The organism is Allobosea sp. 05T439 (genome assembly GCF_056396005.1).
Window position 1 is genome coordinate 58,212 of the sequence record NZ_JBFTKP010000028.1, and the last position, 23,075, is coordinate 81,286.

A 23,075-nucleotide genomic window follows, 5' to 3' on the forward strand; every position below is an offset into this window, starting at 1 on the left:
GCCTCTCTAACACTAGCGAGGAAGCGAGGGAGAAATCATGCTGGACTGGACACGGGCCGAGGCGGAAGCAGCCGCTATCACGAAGAGCTGGGCCGATCAGGCAGGGCCAGGTGGTGCGGTCGTCATCTTCGATGCGGAGCGACGGCTTGAGGCCTGTGCCGGCGGTTTCGCCAATCTGGAACAACAGACGCCCTTCACGGCGGATACGCCCAATCGTCTGGCCTCGATCAGCAAGCATTTCATGGCGGCGACGCTGCTGCTGGAAGGCATATCGCTCGACGCACCACTCGGCAGCCTGCTGGATGGTTTGCCTGCCGCCATAGCCGCCGTGCCTCTCGGCCGCGCACTTGACATGACCGGCGCCCTGCCGGACATGATGGAGACCCTGTGGCAGCTCGGCGTGCCCTACACCACGAGCCTCAGCGCGCCTGAGATTCACGGTTTCGCTCAGCGCCTGCCGGGCATCAATGCCGTGCCMGGCCAGGAGATGGCCTATTCCAATACCGGCTGGCGCCTGGCGCAGTCGGTGCTGCCGGCCCAGCGCAGCATCACCTATCGCGAAGCCCTGCGGCTGCGCCTGTTCGGGCCTCTCGCCCTGCCCTTCGTCTTCCCGGAGGATGAGAGCGAGATCGTGCCGGATCTCGCAACTGGCTACTGGCATGATGGCGTCAACTGGCGGCGTGGACGCTACGGCTTCCAGTTCTCTGCCTCAGGCGGGCTTGTCGGCAGCGCATCGGCGCTGGCGATCTGGGCGTCCGATCTGATGGCCGGGCGCGGGCCGCTCGCCGGCCTGTTCGAGAAACTCACCGCGCCGCGCCAGTTCGCGGATGGTCGCGAGAGCGGCTACCGCCTCGGCCTGGTCAGCACTCCGCTTCTCGGTACCACGGTGATCGGCCATGGCGGATCACTCACGGGCTACCGCAACCACTTCCTGATGGCGCCCGAGCATGGTGTCGGCGTCGTCGTGCTGAGCAATCGTGAGGAGGAGGCGCTCTGGCCGGCGTTGCGTGTGCTTGCGGCACTTCTGGGCGAAGCGCTGCCCGAGGCACCGAAGGCTGGGCCGACCGGCCTCTATGTCGGAGAGGAAGGGTCCTTCTGGGCCGAGCTCGCTGGAGACTCGATCGGCGTCATGGGCGGGCATGAGCGTCTCGTCGTCGGCGAGAACGGCAGGTTGAGAAGCCTGCCTTCCTATCTCGACATCGAGCTCCGCACGCTCGGCGAAGACGAGATTCGGGCGCGGATCGGCGGTGTCGAGCGTCGTCTTCTGCGCGTTCCGGCCGCCACGCCGCTCGACCCGCGCCTTGTCGGCCGCTGGCGCGAGCGCAGCTTCGGCGTCGAGATCACGGTTGAAGCGGACGGCACGGCCCAATGGCCCTGGGCCGAGCCGGTCGGCATGACCACCCGGCTGACCCCCTTGCCGGGAGGCCGCGCGCTCGCCGATCTTGTTCATGGTCCCTGGCGGCACCGGCCTTGCTTGTGGCTGCAGCCGGACGGCTCCCTGCGCGTCGACAGCCATCGGGCGCGTGTCCTGCTATTCGATCGTGTCGACGACGTTGGAGGTACCCGATGATCCGTTCCCGCCTTGCCGGATTGTTGCTTTGCGCCGCGTCGCTGACGCTCGGTCTCGAGGCACAGGCCCAGCCGGCTCCGAGCCGCACCTTGCGTGTCGCGCCGCATGCGGATCTCAAGACGCTCGATCCCGTTGCCGCTTCGATCGTCATCACCCGCATGCATGGGCTGATGATCTACGAGACGCTGTTCGCCTGGGATTCAAAGCTGCAGCCGCACCCGCAAATGGTCGAGAGCTTCTCGACTGCTCCCGACAAGCTGTCCTGGAGTTTCACGCTGCGGCCCGGCCTCAAGTTCCATGACGGCCAGCCGGTCACGACCCGCGACGTCATCGCTTCGCTTAAGCGCTGGATGGCGCGCGACACGATCGGCGGCAAGCTCGGCGAGTATACGGAAGGGTTGGAGACGGTCGACGACCGGACCTTCACGCTAAAGCTGAAGCGGCCGATGGCACTCGTGCCTTTCGCACTCGGCTCGGCGGTCGGCCAGATCCCTGTGATCATGCGCGAGAGCGATGCCAAGAGCGATCCGATGAAGCCGGTCACAGAAGCGATCGGCAGCGGCCCTTTCCGCTTCAACCGGGCGGAATGGCGCAGCGGCGCGCGCGTCGTCTACGATCGCAACCCCGATTATGTGCCGCGCTCGGAACCGGCCGACGGTCTGGCGGGAGGCCGCGTCGTCAAGCTCGACCGCGTCGAATGGATCATCATGCCGGACGCCGCGACGGCGGCCGCTGCGATCCAGACCGGCGAGATCGATATCTGGGAGCAGCCGAGCCAGGACCTGATCTCGACCATCGCCAAGACCCGCGACGTCAAGGTCGAACGCTACTMGAACCTCGCCAACCAGGTGATGCTGCGGCCGAACCACCTCTATCCGCCGTTCAACAATCCCAAGGCCAGGCTCGCCCTGGCCTATGCCACGGACCAGGCCGATTTCCTCGCCGCCGGGTTCGGGGACGAGGAGTGGTGGAAGCGCTGCAATGCCTATTTCGTCTGTGGTGGGCCAAACGGAACCGAAATCGGCTCCGAAGCCTATGCCAAGCCCGATCTTGCAACCGCGAAGAAGCTGCTCGCCGAGAGCGGCTACAAGGGCGAGAAGCTGGTGCTGAGCACTTCGAACGACATCGCCCCGATCGGTCGCATGGCCGAGGTCGCGGCGCAGTCGCTCAAGGAGGTCGGCTTCAATGTCGATGTCCAGTTTGCCGATTGGGGCACCGTCACCACCCGCCAGCAGAATCGCGGCACCGTGGATCAGGGCGGCTGGAACCTGTTCGTCACCTATGCGTCGGGCGCGACCATGCAGTCGCCGATGACCAATATCGGCACCAATATGGGCTGCGAGAAGGCGTGGGCGGGCTGGCCCTGCGATGCCGAGGCCGAACGGCTGCGTGGCGCTGTCGTCGATGCTCCGGACGAGGCAAGCGGCAAGCTCGCGATCGAAGCGTTGCATCGCCGACTCACGGAAGTGCAGCCGTACCGTGTGCTCGGTCAGTTCGACCAGCCCTACGCCCGCCGCAGCACTATTTCAGGCGTGCTCGCCGCACCGGTTATGCTGTTCTGGAACATCGAGAAGAAGTAAGCAGCCAGCACTGACGGCTGCGGTCGATGCGCGGTCCGGGGCGAGGCTTCTCTCGCCCTGGACCACAAGATCGGAACATTCTGCCGGCGGCAGGGCCAATCCCGGCAGGATGGGGCGCCTCCGGGTGCCAGACGGGCACGGATTGCGAGCTGCCCCTCTGCTAGATTTGCGCTTATCCCTCCTGTGCGGTCCGATCGACGGCCGCTTCAATCACGTGGCTTGTCATGACGACTGTCGAAACGGTTCTGGCCGATCTTGTGGCCTTTCCCTCTGTTTGCCGGACGCCGAACGCGGCGATCATCGAGCATGTCCGCCGATACCTCGCGAGCCATGGTGTCGAGAGCGTCATCGTCCCGGGGCCGGAAGGGGATCGCGCCAATCTCTTCGCCACCATCGGACCGCGTGAGCCGGGCGGGATCATTCTCTCGGCCCATCTCGACGTCGTGCCTGCTGCCCCCGAGGGCTGGGTCGGACAGCCCTTCGCCTTGCGCCGCAATGGCGACCGCCTGATCGGGCGCGGCGCTGTCGACATGAAGGGGTTTGTGGCCAGCGTGCTGGCGAGCGTGCCGGATCTCACCTCGCGCCGGCTGGTGCGGCCGGTCCACATCGCGCTCTCCTATGACGAGGAGGTCGGCTGCGTCGGCGTTCGTCACCTGATCGCGCGGCTGCCGGAGCTTTGCCCCAGGCCGGCTGGTTGCATCGTCGGCGAGCCGACCGATCTCCATCCCGTCTTGCGTCACAAGGGCAAGATCGCTCAACGCGTCACGGTCGAGGGCAAGGCCGGGCACTCGTCGCGGACCGATCTCGGCGACAATGCCATTCACTACGCTGCGGAGTTGATGGCTGCCGTGCATGCCGAGGCGCGCCGGCATGCGGTGGAGGGCCCCTTCGCCGACAGCTTTGCCCCGCCCTATTCCACGATCCAGGTCGGCACGGTGCGGGGGGGAACCGGCATCAACATCGTTCCGGCGCAATGCGTCTTCGAGGTCGAGGCTCGCGCCATCGCTGGACAGGAGCCGGCCGGACTGCTTGCCTTCCTGCCGCGCGAGGCGGAGCGGATCCATGCGGCTGCTGTCGCGGATGGGCACAATGTCGTCTTCGGCTTCGAGACGATGAGCGACTATCCGCCGCTCGATCTGCCCGATGAGGATCCGTTGGTCGGGTTGACCGAGGACGTCTGCGGGAAGCCGCGCCAGCAGGCCGTCAGCTTCGGGACCGAGGCCGGGCTCTTTCAGGCCGCGGGCATCCCTGCAATCGTCTGCGGGCCGGGTGACGTGAACAGGGCGCATAAGCCCGAGGAGTATATCACCGATGCGGAACTGGCCGGCGCGATGGCCATGATTGCGCGGATTGGCGATCGTTTGTCCTCCTGACTCAGGCTGTCAGCGCAGTTCTGGTTGATCGCCTGAGGCCGTGCATGAATGTCGGCACGGATCATCCGGAGGAGACTGACCATGCCTGATCGCCAGCGTGTCGAGGCTTTTGTCGCAGCCGTCGTGAGTGGCGATCATGTCGGCGCCATCCGCGACTTCTACTGCGAGGATGCTTCGATGCAGGAGAACGGCGCCGAGCCGCGCCGCGGACGCGACGAATTGATGGCGCATGAGGCCAGGGCACTCGTCCGGCTCAACCGGATGCACACACATCCCGCCCGGGCCGTGCTGGTCGATGGTGACCGGGTCGTGATTCACTGGATCTTCGATGCCACCGACAAGCAGGGTGTGACGCGGCGGCTGGAAGAACTCGCGATCCAGCGCTGGCGCGGCGACCGCATCGTCGAGGAGCGCTTCTTCTACGATACCGGATCGGCCTGGCAGGTCGTCGAGCCTGTGCGTTAGATGTCCATCAGGGCAGAGAGCACCGGCAAGCCGGAGCGGTTCAAGCTGGTCGTGTCAGTCTATGTGATCTTTGGGCGGGGGAGCGAACTCCTGCTGCTGCGGCGCGCGAACACGGGTTACGAGGACGGCAATTACGGTCTCGTCTCCGGGCATCATGACGGCAGCGAGCCGCTGCGAGCAGCGGCCGCGCGCGAAGCGAAGGAGGAGGCGGGCGTCGAGATCGATCCGGCCAGCCTGACCTTCGCAACTGTGCTCCACCGATCGCAGGACGAGGAGCGGCTGGATTTCTTCTTCGAGGCGCGCAGGTGGCAGGGCGAGCTTCGCAATGCCGAGCCTGAGAAATGCGCCGAACTGGCCTGGTTCCCCATCGATGGCTTGCCGGAGAACACGATTGCCTATGTTCGCGAGGCCATCGCCCATTGGCAGTCCGGCACTCGCTATTGCGAGTTTTGGCGGGAGAGCTGACGCGCCCCGCTACGACAGCACGCCGCGATAGGGCGCAGCCACGATCAGGCAGCAATTGCCGGGCCGGACGCGGCCGGGCTGGCGGCGGCCGTAGAGGATGCCGTCGGCGGCATAGTGCAGCGTCTCGGGCGGGCGGGTCGGGTCCCAGGTGCAATGGATGCGGCCGGCCGGCTGGCCGGCCCTGACCTTGGCGCCATTGGCGTGGAAGGGTTCGAAGACGCCGTCGACGGTGGCATAGACATAGGCCGAGGTGCCGGGCAGCTCGAGGATCTGGCCTTCGCCGCGCTTCGGCTCCGGGGTGTCGCGCGCGACGATGCCGAGATGGTCGAGCACATTGGCAACGCCGCGCCGGCAGACCTTGAGCGCCTCCAGCGAAACCGTGCCGCCGCCCGCCATCTCGGTGCCGACGGTGACGAGCCCGTTGCGGCAGGCCGTTGCTGTTGCGGTGCGCGGCTCGCCGAGATTGCTGATCACCACCGTCATCGGCGCGTCGAACGCCTGCACTGCGGCGACATTGCGCGCGTGCAGCGCCGGATCGTCGGTCGGCTCGACGATCGCGCTCGGGATGATGTCGAGCGAGGAGCCGCCTGAATGCAGGTCGAGGAAGGCGTCGCCGAGCGGCAGGATATGGTCGCTGACAAAGGCGGCGATCTGCTGGGTGATGGTGCCGCGCGGGTCGCCTGGGAAGGTCCGGTTGAAATTCAGGCCATCGACCGGCGACGTCCGCTGGCCGGCGATGACGGCGTGCGAATTGTTCGCCGGCATCAGGATCAGCCGGCCTTGCACGCGGCCGGGATCGAGATCGCGGATCAGGTCGCAGATCGTGATCGGCCCCTCGTATTCATCGCCATGGTTGYCGCCTTCGAGGATCGCCGTCGGGCCGGAGCCGTTCTTGATGATCGCGATCGGGATCCGCGTCGCGCCCCAGGCGTCGTCATGCGGCGAATGCGGAATCATGACGAAGCCGACTTGCTTGCCGTCGCGCGCGGGATCGACTGTCAGGAAGGCGCTGGACGGACGGGGCGTGGGGTTCTGCTTGACGCTGGTCATGGCTGGCTCGCGGGCGCGCCGAGGCTCTTGGGGCGGCAATCCGGCCCGGTGGCGCAGTCTGAAGGGAAAATGCCGGGCGCGGCCCGCGCCCGGCTGATGTCTGGCGTCGCTCAGAGCGTCGGCAGCGGGTCCATCGGCATGTCCAAATACTTGCGATGCAGCCGGTCGAGCTCGCCGTTCATCGCATTGAAGAAGATGAAGCCGTCGAGCCAGCGCACGAGATTATGCTGATCCATCTGCACACCCATATGGGCCGGGCTGCGGCGGATGACGAACTTGCGCTCGAATTCCTTGTTCGGGTTCTGCTTCGCCAACGCCTGCGCGACGATGCTGTTGGTGGCGAGCAGGTCGGCCTGGCCGGTGATATAGGCTGCCGCGGCCGTGGCGTCGTCCTCGGTGCGCATCAGGCTCGCCTTGGGGGCGGTTGCCGAGATCGCGAGCTCCTGCGTCGTGCCCTTGGCGGCGGCGACGCGGGCGGAGCCGATGGTCTCGGGGCTGCTGACCGGCGAGGCCTTGGCACCATAGACGGCCAGGAAGGTATTGGCATAGGGCGCGGTGAACTGGATCTGCTTGGCGCGCTCCGGCGTCAGCCCCATCACCGAGATCACGATATCGACCTTGTCGGTGAGCAGGAACGGAATCCGGTTGGCGCCGGTGATCTGCTGCATCTCGAGCTTCACGCCGAGGCCCTTGGCGACCATCTCGGCCATCTCGATGTCGAAGCCGATCGGCTTGCGGTTCTCGTCCTGAGCGCCGAAGGGCGGGGCGTCGAGCGGCACGCCGATGCGTACCACGCCCTTGGACAGGATGTCCTGGAGCTTGTCGGCCCGGGCTTCGGCTCCGCCAAAGACGGCAACAGTCAGTGCAGCCAAACCTGCAAATAGCGAACGCATGTTTCGTCTCCCCTCGTTGTGCAACTGGTGTCGATCGGCCTCCTCAGTGCAGGACCGCGCTGAGGAAGGTCTGTAGTTCGGGCGTCTTCGGCTCGGCGAGCACCGCCGCGGCCTGGCCTTCTTCGTGAATGCGGCCCTCGTGCATGAAGACCACGCGCGAGCCGAAGCGGCGGGCAAAGCCCATCTCATGCGTGACGAGGATCATCGTCATTCCGTCCTGCGCCACCGATTCGAGCACCTTCAGCACCTCGCCGGTGAGTTCGGGATCGAGCGCCGAGGTGACCTCGTCGAACAGCATCAGCTTGGGCTGCATCGCGAGCGAACGGGCGATGGCGACGCGCTGCTGCTGGCCGCCGGAAAGCTGGGACGGGAAGGCGTCGAGCTTGTCCTCCAGCCCGACGCGGCGCAGCACGTCGCGGGCGATCTCGCGGGCTGCGTCTGGCGCCTGCTTCTTCACCACCCGCGGCGCGAGTGTGATGTTGTCGCAGACCGAGAGATGCGGGAACAGGTTGAAGCTCTGGAAGACGATGCCGACCTCCTGCCGGAGCTTGCGCAGGTTGGTCCTGGGATCGTTCACCTGCACGCCGTCGACGAGGATCGAACCGCCCTGGATCGGCTCGAGGCCGTTGATGCAGCGCAGCATGGTGCTCTTGCCGGAGCCCGAGCGCCCGATCACGGCGATGATCTCCCCCTTCGCGACGTCCAGCGAGACGTTCTTCAGAACCTGGACCGCGCCATAGCTCTTGCTGATCCCCTTGATTTCAACGAGCGACATCGAGCTTCCGCTCGAGCGAGCGGCTCCATTGCGTGAGGGGGAAGCACATCAGGAAGTAGATGCAGGCGACGGTGATGTAGACGGCGAAAGGCTTGTAGGTGCCGGCGGCAGTGAGCTGGCCCTCGCGGGTCAATTCGACGAGCCCGATCGTCGCGGCGAGCGAGGTGTTCTTGATGAGCTGGACGAGGAAGCCGACGGTGGGCGGGATTGCGACGCGGATCGACTGCGGCACGATGATGTGGCGCAACTGCTCCCAGAGCGACAGGCCGAGCGAGGCGCCGGCCTCCCATTGCGTCTTGGCGATCGAGATCAGCGCGCCGCGCCAGATTTCGCCGAGGAAGGCGCTGCCATAGACCGAGAAGGCGACGGCGGCTGCGAACCACGGATTGACCGAGATGCCGATCAGCGGCAGGCCGAAGAAGATCAGGAACAGCCAGACCAGCAGCGGCGTGCCCTGGACGATATGGGTGTAGCCGGCCGCCAGCCAGCGCAGCGGCGCGAAGGGCAGGATGCGGACGACGGCGATGACCAGGCCGAGCAGGGCGGCTCCGGTGAAGGCGGTGACGGTCAAGGCCACGGTCCAGCGCGCCGCCGCGACCAGGTACATCACATCGATCAGGCCGAAGGAACGGATCATCGCCTGACGAACGCCCAGTAATAGATGCCGGCAAAGAGGCCGCGGAAGGCCAGCGCGAGGCCGAGATAGAGCACGCCGATCACGGTGTAGACTTCGAAGTCGCGGAAGGTGCGCGACTGCACGATCGAGGCCGCGTGGAACAGGTCCTCGACCGAAATCTGCGAGACCACGCTCGTCGCCAGCATCAGCAGCACAAATTGGCTGGCGAGCGCGGGAAACATCGATTTCAGCGCCGGGAACATCACGATGTAGCGGAAGACCTGCAGGCCGGAGAGGCCGAGCGAGTGGCCGGCCTCGGTCTGCGCCTTCGGCACCGCTTCCAGCCCGGCCCGGACGATCTCGGTGGTATAGGCGCCGAGATTGATGACGAGCGCGATGATCGCCGCCGTCAGGCCGTCGAGCCGGAGGCCGAAGCTGGGCAGGCCGAAGAAGATCAGGAAGAGCTGGACCAGCAGTGGCGTGTTGCGGATCACCTCGACATAGCCACCGACGATCCGCTTCAGCCAGCCCGGTCCATAGACCCGCGCCGCAGCACAGGCGACGCCGATGACGAGGCCGCCGAGCATCGCGCAGGCCGAGAGCAGCAGCGTGATCCAGACGCCGCCGAGGATCGACTCCCACGCCGCAAACACATCCCGAAACTGCAGGCCGTATTTCATCGCGCTCAGACCGCCACGGCCGCAGGCGGCGTGACGGCACGCCCACAACAAACCGACAGAGTGATCAGCGATGGTGTCATTGAGCCTCCCCTTTACAAGAGGCTAGGTTGGCTTCTTATTTGATGTCAAGCTTCACATATGAAACGAGGCAGCATGCCTGACCTTCCGGAAACAGATGACGGCGAGAAGGCCTCCTATTCCGCTCCGGCTCTGGAGAAGGGGTTGGATATTCTCGAGCTGCTGGCGGATGTCGGCGAGCCGCTATCGACCCGCACCATTGCCGAGCGACTGGAGCGTTCGAAGAGCGAGATCTTCCGCATGGTCTTCGTGCTGCAGCAGCGCGGATATCTGGTGCGGGAGGCGGGAACGGACAGGCTCGCACTGTCGCGACGATTGTTCGATCTCGGCATCAGGACGCCCAGCGGGCGGCAGTTGACCTCGGTCGTACTGCCTCTGATGGAGCGCTTCAGCGAGGAGAGCGGGCAGGCGGCTCATCTCGTCGTGCTGAGCCGTGCGCAGACCGTGGTGCTCGCGACGACCTCCGGACATCTCGACGCGACGGTTACCGTGCGGCCGGGCTATGGCAGGCCGGCGCTGGAGGCCAATTCCGGATTGCTCATCCTGGCGTTCCAGACACGGGCACGGCGTCTGACCCTGATGAAGGATGCCGATAATGAGGCGCGGACGCGGCTAGAGAGCTCCGGCGTTGCAGCCATCTTCGCGATGATCAGGGAGCAGGGACACCAGATCGCACCAAGCCGCGACATTCTGGCGGTTACCGATATCGCCTGCCCGGTCATCGGACCGGCGGGCTATGCGCAGGCGGCGATCCTGGTGCCATGCCTGCAGCGCCATGGCGTGCAGACCAATGAGAAGGCGATCCTCACCAGCCTGAAGGCCTGCTGCCACGAGGCGGGGCTGCGCCTGGCCTATAGCTGACCAGGCGCAGGATGTTGGATCAGGCGGTGACGGGCTGCGGCGTGTAGCCGGCCGCCGTGACGATCGCCGCGATGGCGGCGCGGTCACTGGTGCCCAGGACGCTGACCAGTTTCGAGGCCGGGTCGGCCTGGACGCGGGTTCCGGGAAGGCCAATTTCGATCGCCTTGATGATCGTACCGGCGCAATGCCCGCAGGTCATGTCCTCGACGCGGAAGCTGAGTGTTCCCGCGCCCTGAGGCTGTGCCTGAGTCCCAGGTGTCGTCTTCTCGCTATGACTCTGGCATCCGCACATCGTTCTGCATCCTTTCTGAGGGGTATGAAGGGAGCCTAAAGCTTCCCATGATGGGAAGGTCAAGCGCCCTCTGCGGGATGCCGGCGCACATCATGGGGAGGATCCGGCCCTCTCGCGGAGTGTTGAAAATTGGCCTTGACCTTCCCATCATGGGAAGGATCATACCCCTCGCCATCAACATGCGGAGATCAAGCCATGGCGATGGCACGGACAGCGGGAAGCCCCGTTAGAGAATTTGAGATCGAGATCGGCGGGATGACTTGTGCTTCCTGTGTCGGGCGCGTCGAACGCGCCGTGAAGGCCGTCGACGGCGTCGGCTCAGTCGCGGTCAACCTCGCGGCCGAACGAGCGCGTGTGACCCTGTCTTCCGGCGGTAGCGATGCCGGCGCGATCGCGGACGCGATCCGCGGCGCCGGCTACGAGCCCACCGAGCGCACCGTCGAGCTGAAGATCTCCGGCATGACCTGCGCGTCGTGCGTCGGCCGGGTCGAGCGGGCGCTCAAGGCGGTGCCGGGCGTGCTCGACGCGACCGTGAATCTCACGACCGAGCGTGCCACCGTGCGGACTCTCGGCGGTGCGGGCCAGATGCAGCAGCTCGTCGCGGCCGTTGCAGGGGCGGGCTATTCCGCCGAAGCGGCGAGCATCGATGCCGGAGCCTCGGATCGCGAGCAGCAGGCGCGCGAGGCGGAGCAGGCGGGTTTGAAGCGCGCGGTCATCATCGCCGCAGTCGCGACAATCCCGCTGCTCGTCTTCGAGATGGGCTCGCATATGTACGAGCCGCTGCACCATTTTCTCGCCGGGCGTGTCGGCGAGTTCAACATCAAGCTCCTGTCCTTCCTGCTCGCGACATTCGTCCAGTTCGGGCCGGGCCTGCGCTTCCTGAAGAAGGGGTGGCCGGCCTTGCTGCGTGGCGCGCCGGACATGAATTCGCTGGTCATGCTCGGTACCAGCGCGGCCTATCTGTACTCGACGGTGGCGACCTTCGCGCCGGAGTTCCCGCCTGACGGCACGGACTACACCTATTTCGAGGCCGGTGCGGTCATCGTCACGCTCGTCCTGACCGGACGCTGGTTCGAGGCCAGAGCCAAGGGCCGGACCAGCGAAGCGATCCGGCGACTGATGTCGCTGCAGGCGAAGTCGGCGCGTGTCCTACGCGACGGCGTCGAGGCCGATGTCGGGATCGAGAGCGTTGTTCCGGGCGATGTCGTCATTGTGCGTCCGGGGGAGCGCATCCCGGTCGATGGTGAGGTTCTCGACGGCGTGTCCTATGTCGACGAGGCGATGATCACCGGTGAGCCGGTGCCCGCCCGCAAGGAAGCGGGGGCGGCTGTGACCGGTGGCACGATTAACGGCACGGGTGCCTTCCGTTTCACCGCCACCAAGGTCGGTGCCGATACGCTGCTTTCGCAGATCGTCCGCACCGTCGAGGCGGCGCAGGGCTCGAAGCTGCCGATCCAGGCCATGGTCGACAAGGTGACGATGTGGTTCGTCCCGGCCGTGATGGCGCTCGCGCTTGTGACCTTCGCGGCCTGGTTCGCCTTCGGCCCCAGCCCCGCCTTGTCCTATGCTCTCGTCAACGCGGTCGCCGTGCTGATCATCGCCTGCCCCTGCGCGATGGGATTGGCGACTCCGACTTCGATCATGGTCGGCACCGGCAAGGGCGCCGAGCTCGGCATCCTGTTCCGCCAGGGCGATGCGCTCCAGGGTCTGAAGGATGCGAAGATCGTGGCGCTCGACAAGACCGGAACCCTGACCAAGGGCAAGCCGGAGCTGACCGATCTCGTCACCGCCGAGGGCTTCGAGGAGGCCCAGGTGCTGCGGCTGGTCGCCTCGGTCGAGGCTCGCTCGGAGCATCCGATTGCGGAAGCGATCGTTGTCGCTGCCCGCCAGCGCGGCCTCGCCCTCGCAGAGGTGTCGGAGTTCGCGGGTGAACCCGGCTTCGGCGTCAAGGCCGTCGTCGAAGGCCGGACGATCGAGATCGGTGCCGACCGGCTGATGCGGCGTCTCGGGCTCGACCTCTCGCCCTTCACGGAGGCGGCAGGCCGCCTGGGCGATGCCGGCAAGACGCCGCTCTATGCGGCGATCGACGGCAGGCTCGCGGCCATCATCGCGGTTGCCGATCCGGTCAAGGCCACGACCCCCGAGGCTATCGCATCGCTGCATCGGCTCGGCCTGCGCGTCGTGATGATTACCGGCGACAACCGGCGTACGGCCGAGGCGATTGCCGCGAGGCTTGGCATCGACGAGGTCGTGGCCGAGGTTCTGCCGACCGGCAAGGCCGAGGTGGTGGCCGGGCTCCAGGCCGGTGGCGCCAAGGTCGCCTTCGTCGGGGATGGCATCAACGACGCGCCCGCCCTGGCCAAGGCTGATGTCGGCATTGCCATCGGCACCGGCACGGACATCGCCATCGAGAGCGCCGATGTCGTGCTGATGTCGGGCGATCTGAATGGTGTCGCCAATGCCATTGCGCTGTCACAGGCGACGATCGCCAATATCCGCCAGAACCTGATCTGGGCCTTCGGTTACAACGCCCTGCTGATCCCGGTGGCTGCCGGCGCGCTCTATCCGAGCTTCGGCATCCTGATGTCGCCGATGTTCGCCGGACTGGCCATGGCGCTGTCGAGCGTCAGCGTCCTGACCAATGCGCTGCGCCTGAAGCGCTTCCGCGCTCGCACGCCGGCCCCGTTGCAGGACCAGCGCGCCGCCAGGCTCGCGTTGGCGGGGTGAGACTGTAGGAGGAGCATGAGAGATGAACATCGGACAAGCGGCAACAGCCTCTGGCGTCAGCGCAAAGATGATCCGCTACTACGAGAGCATCGGGCTGATCGAGGCTCCGGTGCGCACCGAGGCGGGTTATCGTGTCTATGCCGGTGACGACGTCCACACGTTGCGCTTCGTCAAGCGCGCCCGGAATCTCGGTTTCTCGATTGAGGAAACGCGTGAACTCCTGGCGCTCTGGCGCGACAAGAGCCGGGCCAGTGCCGATGTGAAGGCGTTTGCCCTGCGCCACATCGGCGAGCTCGAGGCGCGGATCGGCGAGCTTCAGGCGATGGTGAAGACGCTCGGCCATTTGGCGCATCATTGCCACGGCGACGGTCGCCCCGATTGCCCGATTCTCGAGGACCTCGCCGATGCTCCCGTCCGGCAAGCCGCGGTTCCGGCAGGCTCTCGCGGCAGGGTACGGCATCACGCCTGAAGCCGGACAGGGCGGGCGCCCCGCAAGGCGCCCGCCCCACATCGACGGCTTAGGTTTCCCGGAAAGCGCGCGCCATGCTGTCCTTCAGCGGCTGCATCAGATATTCGAAGAACGTGCGTTCCTTCGTCTGGATATAGACCTCTGCCGGCATGCCGGCCGTCGGCTGGAAATCGTGGATCGCGGCGGCGCTGTTGCTGTCGAGGCGGACCCGTACGACATAGAGATCGGACGTATTGGGGTAGCCGCGCTGCCTTTCATCCGGCAGGGCGTCGGCCGAAATATAGATCACCTTGCCCTTGATCATCGGCGTCGTGCGCTGATTGAGGGCGCTGAGGCGGATGGTCGCGACCTGACTGTGCTTGATCTTGTCGATATCCTGAGGACGGACATGCGTCTCTATGACGAGCTCTTCCTGCAGCGAGACGATCTCCATGATGCTCTTGCCCGCCTCGATGACACCGCCGGCTGAGTGGTAGCGCAGCTTGACCACGGTTCCCTTGACCGGAGTGACGATCCTGGCGCGGTCGAGAACCCCCTTTACCGTGTGTATGCGTTCACGGACATCGTTCAGATCGGCACTGACGTCCTGCAACTGCTCCGATGCGGCCTTGATCGCGTTCTTTCTGACACCATCGATCTGCTCGACTGCGCGAGCGATGCGCTCCCGCGCGTCGCCGATGTCCCCGGTGATCCGGCCGGCCTCGCCGCGTAGATTGGCGGCGTTGCGTTGAAGCGCGAGGACGTCGGGCTTGCGGATATAGCCACGGTCCAGCAGGGCCTGTTTGCCAGCGAGCTCTTCCTTGAGGAGTTCGCTCTGCTGGGCGACGGCGGCAAGTTGGGCCTTGCTGCCTGCGATTCTTTCCTCCAGCCCGTCGATGCCCTTTTGCTGAGCCGAAATGTCATTGGAGATGTTGTTCTGGCGGGCAATGAAAGTGGCCGTCTGCGCCTGGAGCATCGCGGCGACGTCGCGGTCGGTGCTGCTTGCGATCAGGTGGGGGGGGAATACCAGTTGGGACCGACCGGCCGCCTCGGTGTTCAGCCGCGCTTCGACCGCCTCCAGCCGCATCTGCTTGAGCAGGTGCCGGCGGAGTTCCGCCCGGGAAGAGGTGTCGTCGAGCTGCACGAGCAACTGGCCGGGCAGGACGACGTCGCCCTCTCGCACCATGATCTCGCGGATCACGCCGCCTTCGAGATGCTGGATCGTCTTGTTCTGTCCCGTGGTCACGAAGACCCCCGGCGCGATCACGGCGCCTGAGATCGGTGCGGTATTGCCCCAGACGCCGAAGCCCATGACCGTCATCAGCATGATGCCGATGCCGCTGAGTTTCGCCCAGCGGGTGTTGCGCGGGACGTCGCCATACCAGGGCTGGGCTGCGATCATTGCGGTCATCGTGCGTCTCTCCACCCTTGCAAAACGCCCGACTGCCCGCCCCGGCAGGGGCGTGGCGGCACAGAATCTCAGTTCGGCCTTGGCGTGTTGTCGATGCTCCGCTGCCCGACGATCAGGGGCAGGATCTCGTCGCGTGCGCCGATCGCCTGGACCGCGCCATCCTTGATCATCATGATCTTGTCGACGCTGCGCAGCAGGGCCGGTCGCTGTGTCACCGCCACGACCGTCATGCCTCGCGCCTTGGCACGCTCGAAGGCTCGCGCCAGCGCGGCCTCGCCGATCGTGTCGAGATTGGAGTTGGGCTCGTCGAGAACGACCAGTCTCGGATTGCCGAAGAAGGCACGGGCGAGCCCGAGCCGCTGCTTCTGGCCGCCGGAGAGCGGGCTGCCATCGATGCCGATCTGCGTCTCGTAGCCATGTACGAACTGCGCGACCATTTCGTGGATGTCGGCGATCTCGGCAGCCTCGTACACATCCTCGTCGCTCGCGTCGTCCCGCATCCTGGCGATATTGGCCTTGATCGAGGCTGGGAAGAGTTGCGTATCCTGGGGGAGATAGCCGACATTCTCGCCGAACTGCCGCGGGTCCCAGTTGCGCTGCTCCATCCGGTCGAGCCGCACCGTGCCGGCCGTTGGCGTGATCGAGCCGACCAGCATGCGCGCGAGCGTCGACTTGCCGCTGCCCGAGGCGCCGACGATGGCAAGCGAGTCGCCGGGTTCGAGGCTGAAGCTGATGCCGTTCAGGATGACCTTCTTGTTCGGTGGCGGCACATAGAGGATGCGCTCGACATCGAGGCGGCCCTTGGGGTTCGGCAGCTTCAGCCGATCGAGATTGAGCGGCGAGGCCTGCAACAGGGCCTGAACCCGGGAATAGGCGGCACGCGCGTGGATAAAGCTGCGCCAGCCTTCGATCGTGCCTTCAAGCGGGGCCAGCGCGCGGCCCGCGACCACTGATGACGCGATGACCATGCCGCCGGTGAGGGATCCTTCCAGGGACAGCCAGGCACCCCAGCCCAGCATGGCGATCTGCGTGCCGAGCCGGAAGAACTTCGACAACCCGGTCATCATGATGTTGCGGTCCTGGGCGCTGACCTGCGCCTTCAGGGATTCCGCGGTCTCGCGGCCCCAGATCAGCACGCCCTCCGGGATCATGCCCATGGCGTTGATGACCTGCGAGTTGCGCGACATCGCTTCCGATTGAAGATTGGCGCGCGTCGCAAACGCGCTCGACCTTGCGAAGGGGACGGCCGTCAGCTTCTGGTTGAAATAGGCGACCACGAACAGGACGATGGCGGCGACCGTGACGATGTAGCCGAGATGCGGATGAATCAGATAGACTGCCAGCAGGTAGATCGGTGCGGTCGGTGCATCGAGCATCGTCAGGATGACCGGCCCGGTCAGGAAGCTCCGGATCTGCTGAAGATCGGCGAGTATCTGGAACTCCCGATTCGAACCGCTCTGGGCCGCCTTGGCTGCCGCGCTGAGAACGGGGCCGCCGAGCCGGCTTTCGACATCCACGGCAACCCGCATCAGGATGAAGCGGCGCATCATGTCGAGCAGGACATGGGCCAGGATCGCGACCATCACGATGATCGAGAGCATCATCAGCGTGTCGAGGCTGCGGCTGGTCAGCACCCTGTCCGACATCTGGAACAGATAGATCGGGACAGCCAGCACCAGCGTGTTCACGACGATCGAAAAGATCGCGACGATCACCAGGTTGTGGCGCGCCTCCGCGAGCCCTTTGCCGAGGACCTGCTGGAAATCGCGATCCCCGAGGCGTTGTTCGAGCGGTGATCGGCCGCCGCTGCCACCGCCCCCTCCGCCACCACCTGTTCCGCCCTTGCCGCCCCCAGGACCGTTCGATGTCGTCGTGCCTTGCGGGCTGCCGGCGCCTCCGACCGGTCGCAGATTGGGGACGCTGTCGGCGGGAGGAGCGCCATGCTTCGCCTCGGCGCGCAGCGGGGCTTGCCCTGGTGAGGCCTGACGGGCCTCGCCGGCCATGCGGTCGTTTGAATTGGCGACCAGCGTGAGCGGGGGCGGGGGCCTGCCAATGGTTGTCCCGAGCGGCGTGGCTCCGGGCAACCTGGCGGCATCTGGACGGTTCGGTGGCGCGGCGGGAACGGCTTCGTCGGTCATGGAGAGCCCTCGATGCGTACTGGCCTCAAGACATGATGTTGGAGGTGAGGTGATCGTGCTGGGACGGGTCGGGTACGACCGGGCGCGAGATGGAGGAGTCCGATCCGGAATGTGTATCGACGTCATGCGCGAAGGCGACGAGCTCGGGCACCAATGTCTGGGTGTCGTGGATGGTGACCTTGTCGGTGTCGGTGATCATGTTGGTCTGGATCAGCACGCTCTCCTCGTAGGCGTCGCCGCCCAGGTATTTCGAGGTCGAGAGCGTGCCCGGATCAATGATATGCGCCTCATTGAGCACCGTGTTCCCGCCGGCGGCGACACCTTGGGTCGTCCCGGGCTGAGCATTGGCCTGGATGACCTGGTCGGCGTCGTTCAGAACATTGATCTGGGTGATGACGTTCACGTCGTAATAGTCGCCGGGCACGTAGAGGACGTGCAGCGTTCCGAACCTGTTGCCGTTGAGTTGCCAGTTGGCGTCGGGCGTCAGAATTGTAGAGTTCTGATCAAGAGCGCCGAGAAGATCGTAATGCGCCTGCTGCATCGGCTTGAATGCGACGCTGTCATAGGTCGTGATATCTGCGAGATTGGTAAGGTTGTTGAAGCCTGTGGTGACAACGGTAATATCGCTGCCGTGGCCTGTTGCAAACAGCTTGGCGCTGTCTGAGTCCAGAACGATGTTGTACTGGTAGATCCAGTCGGCGCGGTGATAGTTGCCGCCAATGATGATGATGTCGTAGCTGTCCAGGCCGGTGATCTGAGCGAGATTGAGCTGGGCGTTCTCGCCGCTCTTCACGTCGAAATAGGTTCCGTTCTCCGCCTGAACGATCCTGTCGCTATCGTTCAGTCCATTGAACTGAATGACGGATTTCACATCATAGAAGCTTCCCGGCATGACATCGACCGACCAGAAGGGGGTCGCTGCGGCGCCGTTTGGCGCGATCGTCATCGTATGCGTCGCGAATTCCGCGATGTTGTGGACTTCGTTGCCATGGCTCTGAACCAAGGGGGCCAGCGTGCCATCGACGGCGACGTCGACATGGTCGTTGTCCACGAGGACATTTACCTGCGCGATGCCGCGGCTGAAGAAATAATTGCCGCCCACGATCATCGAGCCTGTTGCTTCGTTGGCGTCGACGATGACCGCAGCATTTGCCAGCATGTTCAGCCCGGTCTCCGAGACGACGGCGACCCCGCCTGTGGGTTCGGCGGCTGTAATGGATTTGGTGATGCTGTCGGCGGGCGCGTCGGCCAGGCGCCAAGGCGCGACCTCGGCAAGGCTCGGCACCGGTGGATCGTTCGCGTTGAGCGCGCCGTCGACAATTCTGCCTTCCATGGCATGTGAGACAGGGCTGCCGTCGGAATAGGGGCTCCCCGTTTCGGTCCAGCGCATATCGCGACTTTCGATAGCCGCTATCACGCTCTGGGTCGTGCCGCCCTGAAGCGCCGCGACCTCGCCGGGCACAGCGCTCTGCGCCTGGTGCAGCATGTCGCTCAGGACGCCGTCGAGATGAAGTTCGGGGGGCACGACGAGAGTGCCGTCAGGATAACGGATCGCGTCGGATGTCAGCAGATCCCGGTCGTCCGCCTGATTGACCTGGTGGATCGAGAGCAATGTCTCGGTGCCGCCGTTCTGATACCCCACAGTGACGATCTTGTGGCTGGTGACCATATAGCCATAGTCGTTATCGACGCTGTCGGGCGCATCGAGGCGATGTGGAGGCGGATGACTCGATGGGAGGATTCTGGCCGGCGGAGTGAAGGGTGTGGGCGTCAGGCTGTGGAGGGCGGGACTGTCGTCGGAGACGTTCGGCGCCCGAAAGAACACGGGTTGCGAAGCCGTTTCATCCGGTGTGATGGGCGCAACGCGATCGTAGAAGCGATCGCCCCCCTCGTCCGACACGACCCGGGACGCTTCGCCGTCATAAGTTTCGCGCGCCCGCATTTCATCAATGAAGACGCGAAGATAGCCGGCAAAATGCCATATCGTTTCGGTAAAGCCGCCAATGTTCATGGCACACTCTGCACTATTGCCTGGCAAGGCCGGTCGCGAGGGCACCAGGCATTGCGTGGGCTCAGGGGCTCACCGGCCCCGAGCAGGGAGCGCGCGGGGAGGCGACCCCGCGCGTCCGAGCATAGCTTGCCTTCCGAGCGTTGGGACGCTCAAAGTGTGCCGATGTCGTGACCTGCGACGGTCAGGTGATCGACGGAGTTGAACTGGACATTTGCGCCCATGGCGATGTGCTGTGTGAAGGCCTCCTGGGTCAGGGCCACGTTGGCAGCAGCCGCGCCGATGCCCGAGTAGCCGTCACTTCCGCCATGGATGTCGCCGAAGCTCGACGATGCTGAGCCACCCGTGGCCGTGGCGGTCATGGAGAAATCGCCAACCGCTTCCGGGATATGGCCTGGACCATAGCAGGACGGGTCGAGCCCACCAGAGTTGAAGTTCACCGACGGATTGGACAGGCTGTCATTGTCGGTGAGGTTGTTGACCTGCGCGATATTGAAGTTGTTGCCGTCATCCGTCGTCTGGGTGACGACGGACGGCATCACGATCGAGTCGTGGATGTCGTGAATCGAGTCGATATCCATCACCCGGTTATCGACGGGTGGCACGAGGGCGCCACTGAGGTCGAGGTCGACCTTTACATTGACAGTGGTGTCGACGGCGGTCTGAACGTGGTTGATGTTCTCGTTGTAGTTGAGGTTGCCGTTCAGGTTGCCATTGGCGTTCAGATTGCCGTTGCCGTTGAGATTCAGGTTGCCGTTGTCATTCCAGACGGAGGTGTCGACGGCCTGCGCGGAGTACTGCGCCTGGCCTTGTCCCTGCCCCTGGCCTTGTCCTTGCCCCTGACCTTGTCCCTGCAATTGGGCTTGAATCTCAGCCTGCGCCTGATCCTGGCTTGGATCCTGCGGGTGATAATCGTTGTTGTTCGGCATGGTGCTTTCCCGTCAAAAAAGGAAAGGCACCCTTCCGCTCGTTGATCGCCGCGTCCCTTCTGCGCTGCGCCGATCCACTTGCGTTGGATGCCATTAGTGCGGAATATTGATAATTTATGTCGAATGAATGTCCCGCCTATCTACGCAAGGAACGTTCTTCAAGATTTCGTACTGGAGACAGCAGAAACCCCTTAATTGACTAAGTCATTGTTTGCGTCTCCCGATATTAATTAGTTGATATAAGTAATAATTTTTCTGAACTATTAGTCTGGTTCGATATTGGGCCAGAGTGTGCGAAATGAAATCTGAGACATATAATTTTATGAGTCATATACTAGCAGATAGGTATAAATTCTGAATATTATTTAAAATTATTGAATGTAATATTCATTATTGGCGAACAATTTCTTTTTGTTGCCTAAATTGATAAATGTCTCAGAAATAATGTGACAATTTGGGGGTTGTGTGCATTATTCCCGATCAGCAAACATCCAACTATGCCCTTGCGGCGTCAATGTATCGAATTATTACCCATTTTCAGACTTTATTGACTTTCAATTACCCATCTGGGACCATGTTTTCGGGTTGGAGGTTGCGCCATGCCGAACGCCATCCGCTTGCAGAACGAGCGCGTCGTCCATTTGTCGCTCGAACGAATGGTCTGGCCTTCCGGACCGGTTTGCCCGCATTGCGGCGAGGCTGCCCGGCTGGGGCGGCTCAACGGCCTGAGCACCCCGATTGGCGCGTGGAAATGCTATTCCTGCCGGAAGCCGTTCACGATCAGGAACGGCACGATCTTTCACAACAGCCATGTGCCTCTGCATGTCTGGCTCCAGGCCCTCTACCTGCTGACGGCGACCCGGCAGAAGATGGGGTCGCAAAGGCTGGCGCAAACGCTGGGAGTTTCCGTCCGAACGGCCTGGCATCTGAAGCAGAAGATTGCCGGCGGCCTCGCGGTTTCTCCGCTGGAGGTGGCCTGCTACGCACCATGGCAGCATGGCGACATGGTCATGCGCTGCGAGTTCCTGGACTGCCAGGTCGATGGCGGCCCAGGCAGCGCGAGTTGCGTCGCGCGTTTTGAACGCTTCATGGCAGCGCTGGAAGGCATCGCAACCGCGGAAACGGACACCTTGTTCATTCAGGCGTTGCGGCGGCTCCTTGCAACCCGGCCGGAGCGGCTGGAAGAGGCCGGCGAGGCGTTGACGGAAGTTCAACTTGAACTCGGCTTGCTTGACGACGAGCCGGCGCAGCCGCGGGTCCGAGCTGCGAGCTTCAGCGGTTTCGGCATGCCGGTCTCTCAGGCCAAGAACTGACCTCTGCGCATATGACGTTCGACATGGTCGTGCCAGAGCTCGTCCAGCGTTCTGCTTCCGGCTTCGCTGGAAGCTGTGCCGAGCGGCTCCATTCCTACCAGTTCGCCCGCCGATGGCCGGGTGGCGTCCAAGGCTTCCAGAAAGGCGAGCGCTCCCATCGACCCTGCGGTGAAGGCCGGGTCTCGGCGGCTGCTCAGAAGACAGATTTCCTCGCCCACAAGTTCCGGGCCGATCCCGGTGAGAGCATTCAGCACCGATGACTGGGCCGAGGCGAGCGCGTGCGTTCGCAGCTCGCCGCATTTGCGTTCGACGATCAGCGTGACCAGGGTCGCAAGGAAACCGAGAATCTGCGGCTGGAGCCAGTCGCCCGCTTGCAGGCCGGCGCCATTCGCGGAAGTCTTCAGAACGAACGGCTCGAGGACGGAGAAGGCAGCCTTGCGCGCTGGTCGGGCTCTCAGAAGATCGAACATGCTGGCTCTGCCGTATCGGAGCCTTCAGGAACGGTGGACGACATGCTTAGGCACAACCGGAACGGGCCATCTACGCTGCCGCCCCGTCCTGATTTCATCGCGCTGGAGCTGGCCGCGCAACGCTCGGCCGAGCAAAGGGTAGCCTTTCTGTCGTTGATAGGCGATCTCAATTTCGCCTGGTCCAACAATGAGAGCATGTTCATCTATGTGCTGATGCTGCTGCTGGACACCGACGAGGCGGCTGCAGCGATCGTCTTTTCCACGCTCAACACGACGCGGGCGCGCCTCGACCTGGCGCAGCGCCTCGCCAAGGTCCGGATCACGGACAAGGGGCTGCGCGCCGAGCTTGACGCGGTTGTCGAGGCCTTTTCTGCGGCAACGCGGCTGCGCAACGATCTCAACCACGCCACCTTCGTCGTCGACGCGAGCGGGGCGATCACACACACACAGAGCATGAAACTGGAGGAGGCCCGGGGCAGGCTGCGTTTCGGCACCCGCCGCCCCGTCGACCAGGCTCGGCTCGACGAGATCGCGGCGGCGACGCAGGAACTCTATGCTCTGAACCGGCGGATCTGGGATCTCCTCCCGCAGCTCGAACGCGGCGTGGCCACGTCCTGACCTTGCTTGGCATCGCTCCGAAAAGTGGAGTGCGGTTTTCGGGAAAGCCGATGCAAACACAGGTGGTTAGACCGTCGGACTGGATATGATATCCGGTCCGATGATCTAGATGTTCAGTCCCGGCATTTGATGGATTGGATCGAGCCTGAATCGTTCTGGCTCTGAAGTCCAGCATTTGCAGATGAACTCGTAGGGTGTGAGCCCCCTAAGGGTCTTCAGCCGGCGGCCGAAATTGTAGGCGGCAACGAAGTCTGTGAGGTGCGCCTCGAACTGGCGATGATCGTCATAGTGGAAGCGCTTGACGGTCGCTTCCTT

The 23,075-nt window shown here is 64.3% G+C and carries 22 protein-coding genes; 10 read left to right on the forward strand and 12 right to left on the reverse strand.

The window, feature by feature from the left end:
* The first annotated feature begins 37 nt into the window (after positions 1-37).
* The 5 genes from AC1DIO_RS25455 to AC1DIO_RS25475 all read left to right on the forward strand — a co-directional run bounded on the left by AC1DIO_RS25455 (position 38) and on the right by AC1DIO_RS25475 (position 5,453).
* Positions 38-1,570, forward strand: a complete 1,533-nt coding sequence (locus AC1DIO_RS25455) for a serine hydrolase domain-containing protein (protein WP_441507522.1) — start codon at positions 38-40, stop codon at positions 1,568-1,570.
* Entirely contained in the window at positions 1,567-3,150 is a 1,584-nt protein-coding gene (locus AC1DIO_RS25460; RefSeq protein WP_476854271.1) for an ABC transporter substrate-binding protein, read from the forward strand. The genes AC1DIO_RS25455 and AC1DIO_RS25460 overlap by 4 nt, the downstream gene beginning before the upstream one ends.
* 224 nt (positions 3,151-3,374) lie before the next feature.
* A complete protein-coding gene (gene argE, locus AC1DIO_RS25465; protein ID WP_441507524.1) occupies positions 3,375-4,523 on the forward strand; it encodes an acetylornithine deacetylase in 1,149 nt (382 codons plus the stop codon).
* Positions 4,524-4,604: 81 nt separating this feature from the next.
* Positions 4,605-4,988 (forward strand): nuclear transport factor 2 family protein, encoded by a 384-nt coding sequence (locus tag AC1DIO_RS25470; protein WP_441507525.1) that lies wholly within the window; start codon positions 4,605-4,607, stop codon positions 4,986-4,988.
* Complete coding sequence (locus AC1DIO_RS25475) at positions 4,989-5,453, forward strand: NUDIX hydrolase (protein ID WP_441507526.1); 465 nt, start codon at positions 4,989-4,991, stop codon at positions 5,451-5,453. It abuts the gene before it with no gap.
* A 9-nt stretch (positions 5,454-5,462) separates the two neighbouring features.
* On the opposite strand, the gene AC1DIO_RS25480 is transcribed toward AC1DIO_RS25475, so the two are convergent.
* The 5 genes from AC1DIO_RS25480 to AC1DIO_RS25500 all read right to left on the reverse strand — a co-directional run bounded on the left by AC1DIO_RS25480 (position 5,463) and on the right by AC1DIO_RS25500 (position 9,467).
* Entirely contained in the window at positions 5,463-6,503 is a 1,041-nt protein-coding gene (locus AC1DIO_RS25480) for a succinylglutamate desuccinylase/aspartoacylase family protein (RefSeq protein ID WP_476854272.1), read from the reverse strand.
* Between the two features lie 110 nt (positions 6,504-6,613).
* Positions 6,614-7,396, reverse strand: coding sequence for a transporter substrate-binding domain-containing protein (locus tag AC1DIO_RS25485; protein WP_441507528.1), 783 nt, complete (start codon positions 7,394-7,396; stop codon positions 6,614-6,616).
* Positions 7,397-7,439: 43 nt separating this feature from the next.
* Positions 7,440-8,171, reverse strand: coding sequence for an amino acid ABC transporter ATP-binding protein (locus tag AC1DIO_RS25490; RefSeq protein ID WP_113519325.1), 732 nt, complete (start codon positions 8,169-8,171; stop codon positions 7,440-7,442).
* Positions 8,158-8,808 carry an amino acid ABC transporter permease gene (locus AC1DIO_RS25495; protein WP_069877846.1) on the reverse strand — a complete coding sequence of 217 codons (651 nt, stop codon included), beginning with the start codon at positions 8,806-8,808 and terminating at the stop codon, positions 8,158-8,160. The genes AC1DIO_RS25490 and AC1DIO_RS25495 overlap by 14 nt, the downstream gene beginning before the upstream one ends.
* On the reverse strand, positions 8,805-9,467 hold the full coding sequence (locus AC1DIO_RS25500; protein ID WP_476854273.1) for an amino acid ABC transporter permease: 663 nt from the start codon (positions 9,465-9,467) through the stop codon (positions 8,805-8,807). The genes AC1DIO_RS25495 and AC1DIO_RS25500 overlap by 4 nt, the downstream gene beginning before the upstream one ends.
* Before the next feature lie 153 nt (positions 9,468-9,620).
* Here AC1DIO_RS25500 and AC1DIO_RS25505 point away from each other — a divergent pair, with 153 nt between their 5' ends.
* Positions 9,621-10,406: an IclR family transcriptional regulator gene (locus tag AC1DIO_RS25505; protein ID WP_441507529.1), complete on the forward strand. Its 786-nt coding sequence runs from the start codon at positions 9,621-9,623 to the stop codon at positions 10,404-10,406.
* Positions 10,407-10,425: 19 nt separating this feature from the next.
* Here the strand turns inward: AC1DIO_RS25505 and AC1DIO_RS25510 are convergent, their stop codons facing one another.
* On the reverse strand, positions 10,426-10,698 hold the full coding sequence (locus AC1DIO_RS25510) for a heavy-metal-associated domain-containing protein (RefSeq protein ID WP_441507530.1): 273 nt from the start codon (positions 10,696-10,698) through the stop codon (positions 10,426-10,428).
* Between the two features lie 201 nt (positions 10,699-10,899).
* Between AC1DIO_RS25510 and AC1DIO_RS25515 the strand changes: the two genes are divergently transcribed.
* On the forward strand, positions 10,900-13,425 hold the full coding sequence (locus AC1DIO_RS25515; protein WP_441507540.1) for a heavy metal translocating P-type ATPase: 2,526 nt from the start codon (positions 10,900-10,902) through the stop codon (positions 13,423-13,425).
* 22 nt (positions 13,426-13,447) lie between these two features.
* On the forward strand, positions 13,448-13,894 hold the full coding sequence (cueR, locus tag AC1DIO_RS25520) for a Cu(I)-responsive transcriptional regulator (protein WP_069877841.1): 447 nt from the start codon (positions 13,448-13,450) through the stop codon (positions 13,892-13,894).
* A 49-nt stretch (positions 13,895-13,943) separates the two neighbouring features.
* On the opposite strand, the gene AC1DIO_RS25525 is transcribed toward cueR, so the two are convergent.
* The 4 genes from AC1DIO_RS25525 to AC1DIO_RS25540 all read right to left on the reverse strand — a co-directional run bounded on the left by AC1DIO_RS25525 (position 13,944) and on the right by AC1DIO_RS25540 (position 20,359).
* Positions 13,944-15,284: an HlyD family type I secretion periplasmic adaptor subunit gene (locus AC1DIO_RS25525; RefSeq protein WP_441507531.1), complete on the reverse strand. Its 1,341-nt coding sequence runs from the start codon at positions 15,282-15,284 to the stop codon at positions 13,944-13,946.
* Positions 15,285-15,352: 68 nt separating this feature from the next.
* Complete coding sequence (locus AC1DIO_RS25530) at positions 15,353-17,422, reverse strand: type I secretion system permease/ATPase (RefSeq protein WP_441507532.1); 2,070 nt, start codon at positions 17,420-17,422, stop codon at positions 15,353-15,355.
* A gap of 25 nt (positions 17,423-17,447) precedes the next feature.
* A complete protein-coding gene (locus AC1DIO_RS25535; RefSeq protein WP_441507533.1) occupies positions 17,448-19,433 on the reverse strand; it encodes a hypothetical protein in 1,986 nt (661 codons plus the stop codon).
* Positions 19,434-19,582: 149 nt separating this feature from the next.
* Positions 19,583-20,359, reverse strand: a complete 777-nt coding sequence (locus AC1DIO_RS25540) for a hypothetical protein (RefSeq protein WP_441507534.1) — start codon at positions 20,357-20,359, stop codon at positions 19,583-19,585.
* A 599-nt stretch (positions 20,360-20,958) separates the two neighbouring features.
* Here AC1DIO_RS25540 and AC1DIO_RS25545 point away from each other — a divergent pair.
* A complete protein-coding gene (locus tag AC1DIO_RS25545) occupies positions 20,959-21,672 on the forward strand; it encodes a transposase (RefSeq protein ID WP_441507535.1) in 714 nt (237 codons plus the stop codon).
* Here the strand turns inward: AC1DIO_RS25545 and AC1DIO_RS25550 are convergent.
* Positions 21,657-22,142: a hypothetical protein gene (locus tag AC1DIO_RS25550; RefSeq protein ID WP_441507536.1), complete on the reverse strand. Its 486-nt coding sequence runs from the start codon at positions 22,140-22,142 to the stop codon at positions 21,657-21,659. The two genes, AC1DIO_RS25545 and AC1DIO_RS25550, sit on opposite strands and share 16 nt — an antisense overlap.
* Positions 22,143-22,184: 42 nt before the next feature.
* On the opposite strand from AC1DIO_RS25550, the gene AC1DIO_RS25555 reads away from it, so the two are divergent.
* Positions 22,185-22,760 (forward strand): hypothetical protein, encoded by a 576-nt coding sequence (locus AC1DIO_RS25555; protein ID WP_441507537.1) that lies wholly within the window; start codon positions 22,185-22,187, stop codon positions 22,758-22,760.
* Between the two features lie 105 nt (positions 22,761-22,865).
* Here AC1DIO_RS25555 and AC1DIO_RS25560 read toward each other — a convergent pair.
* Positions 22,866-23,075, reverse strand: a 210-nt coding sequence (locus tag AC1DIO_RS25560; protein WP_441507538.1) for an IS3 family transposase, incomplete at its 5' end; no start/stop codon positions are given.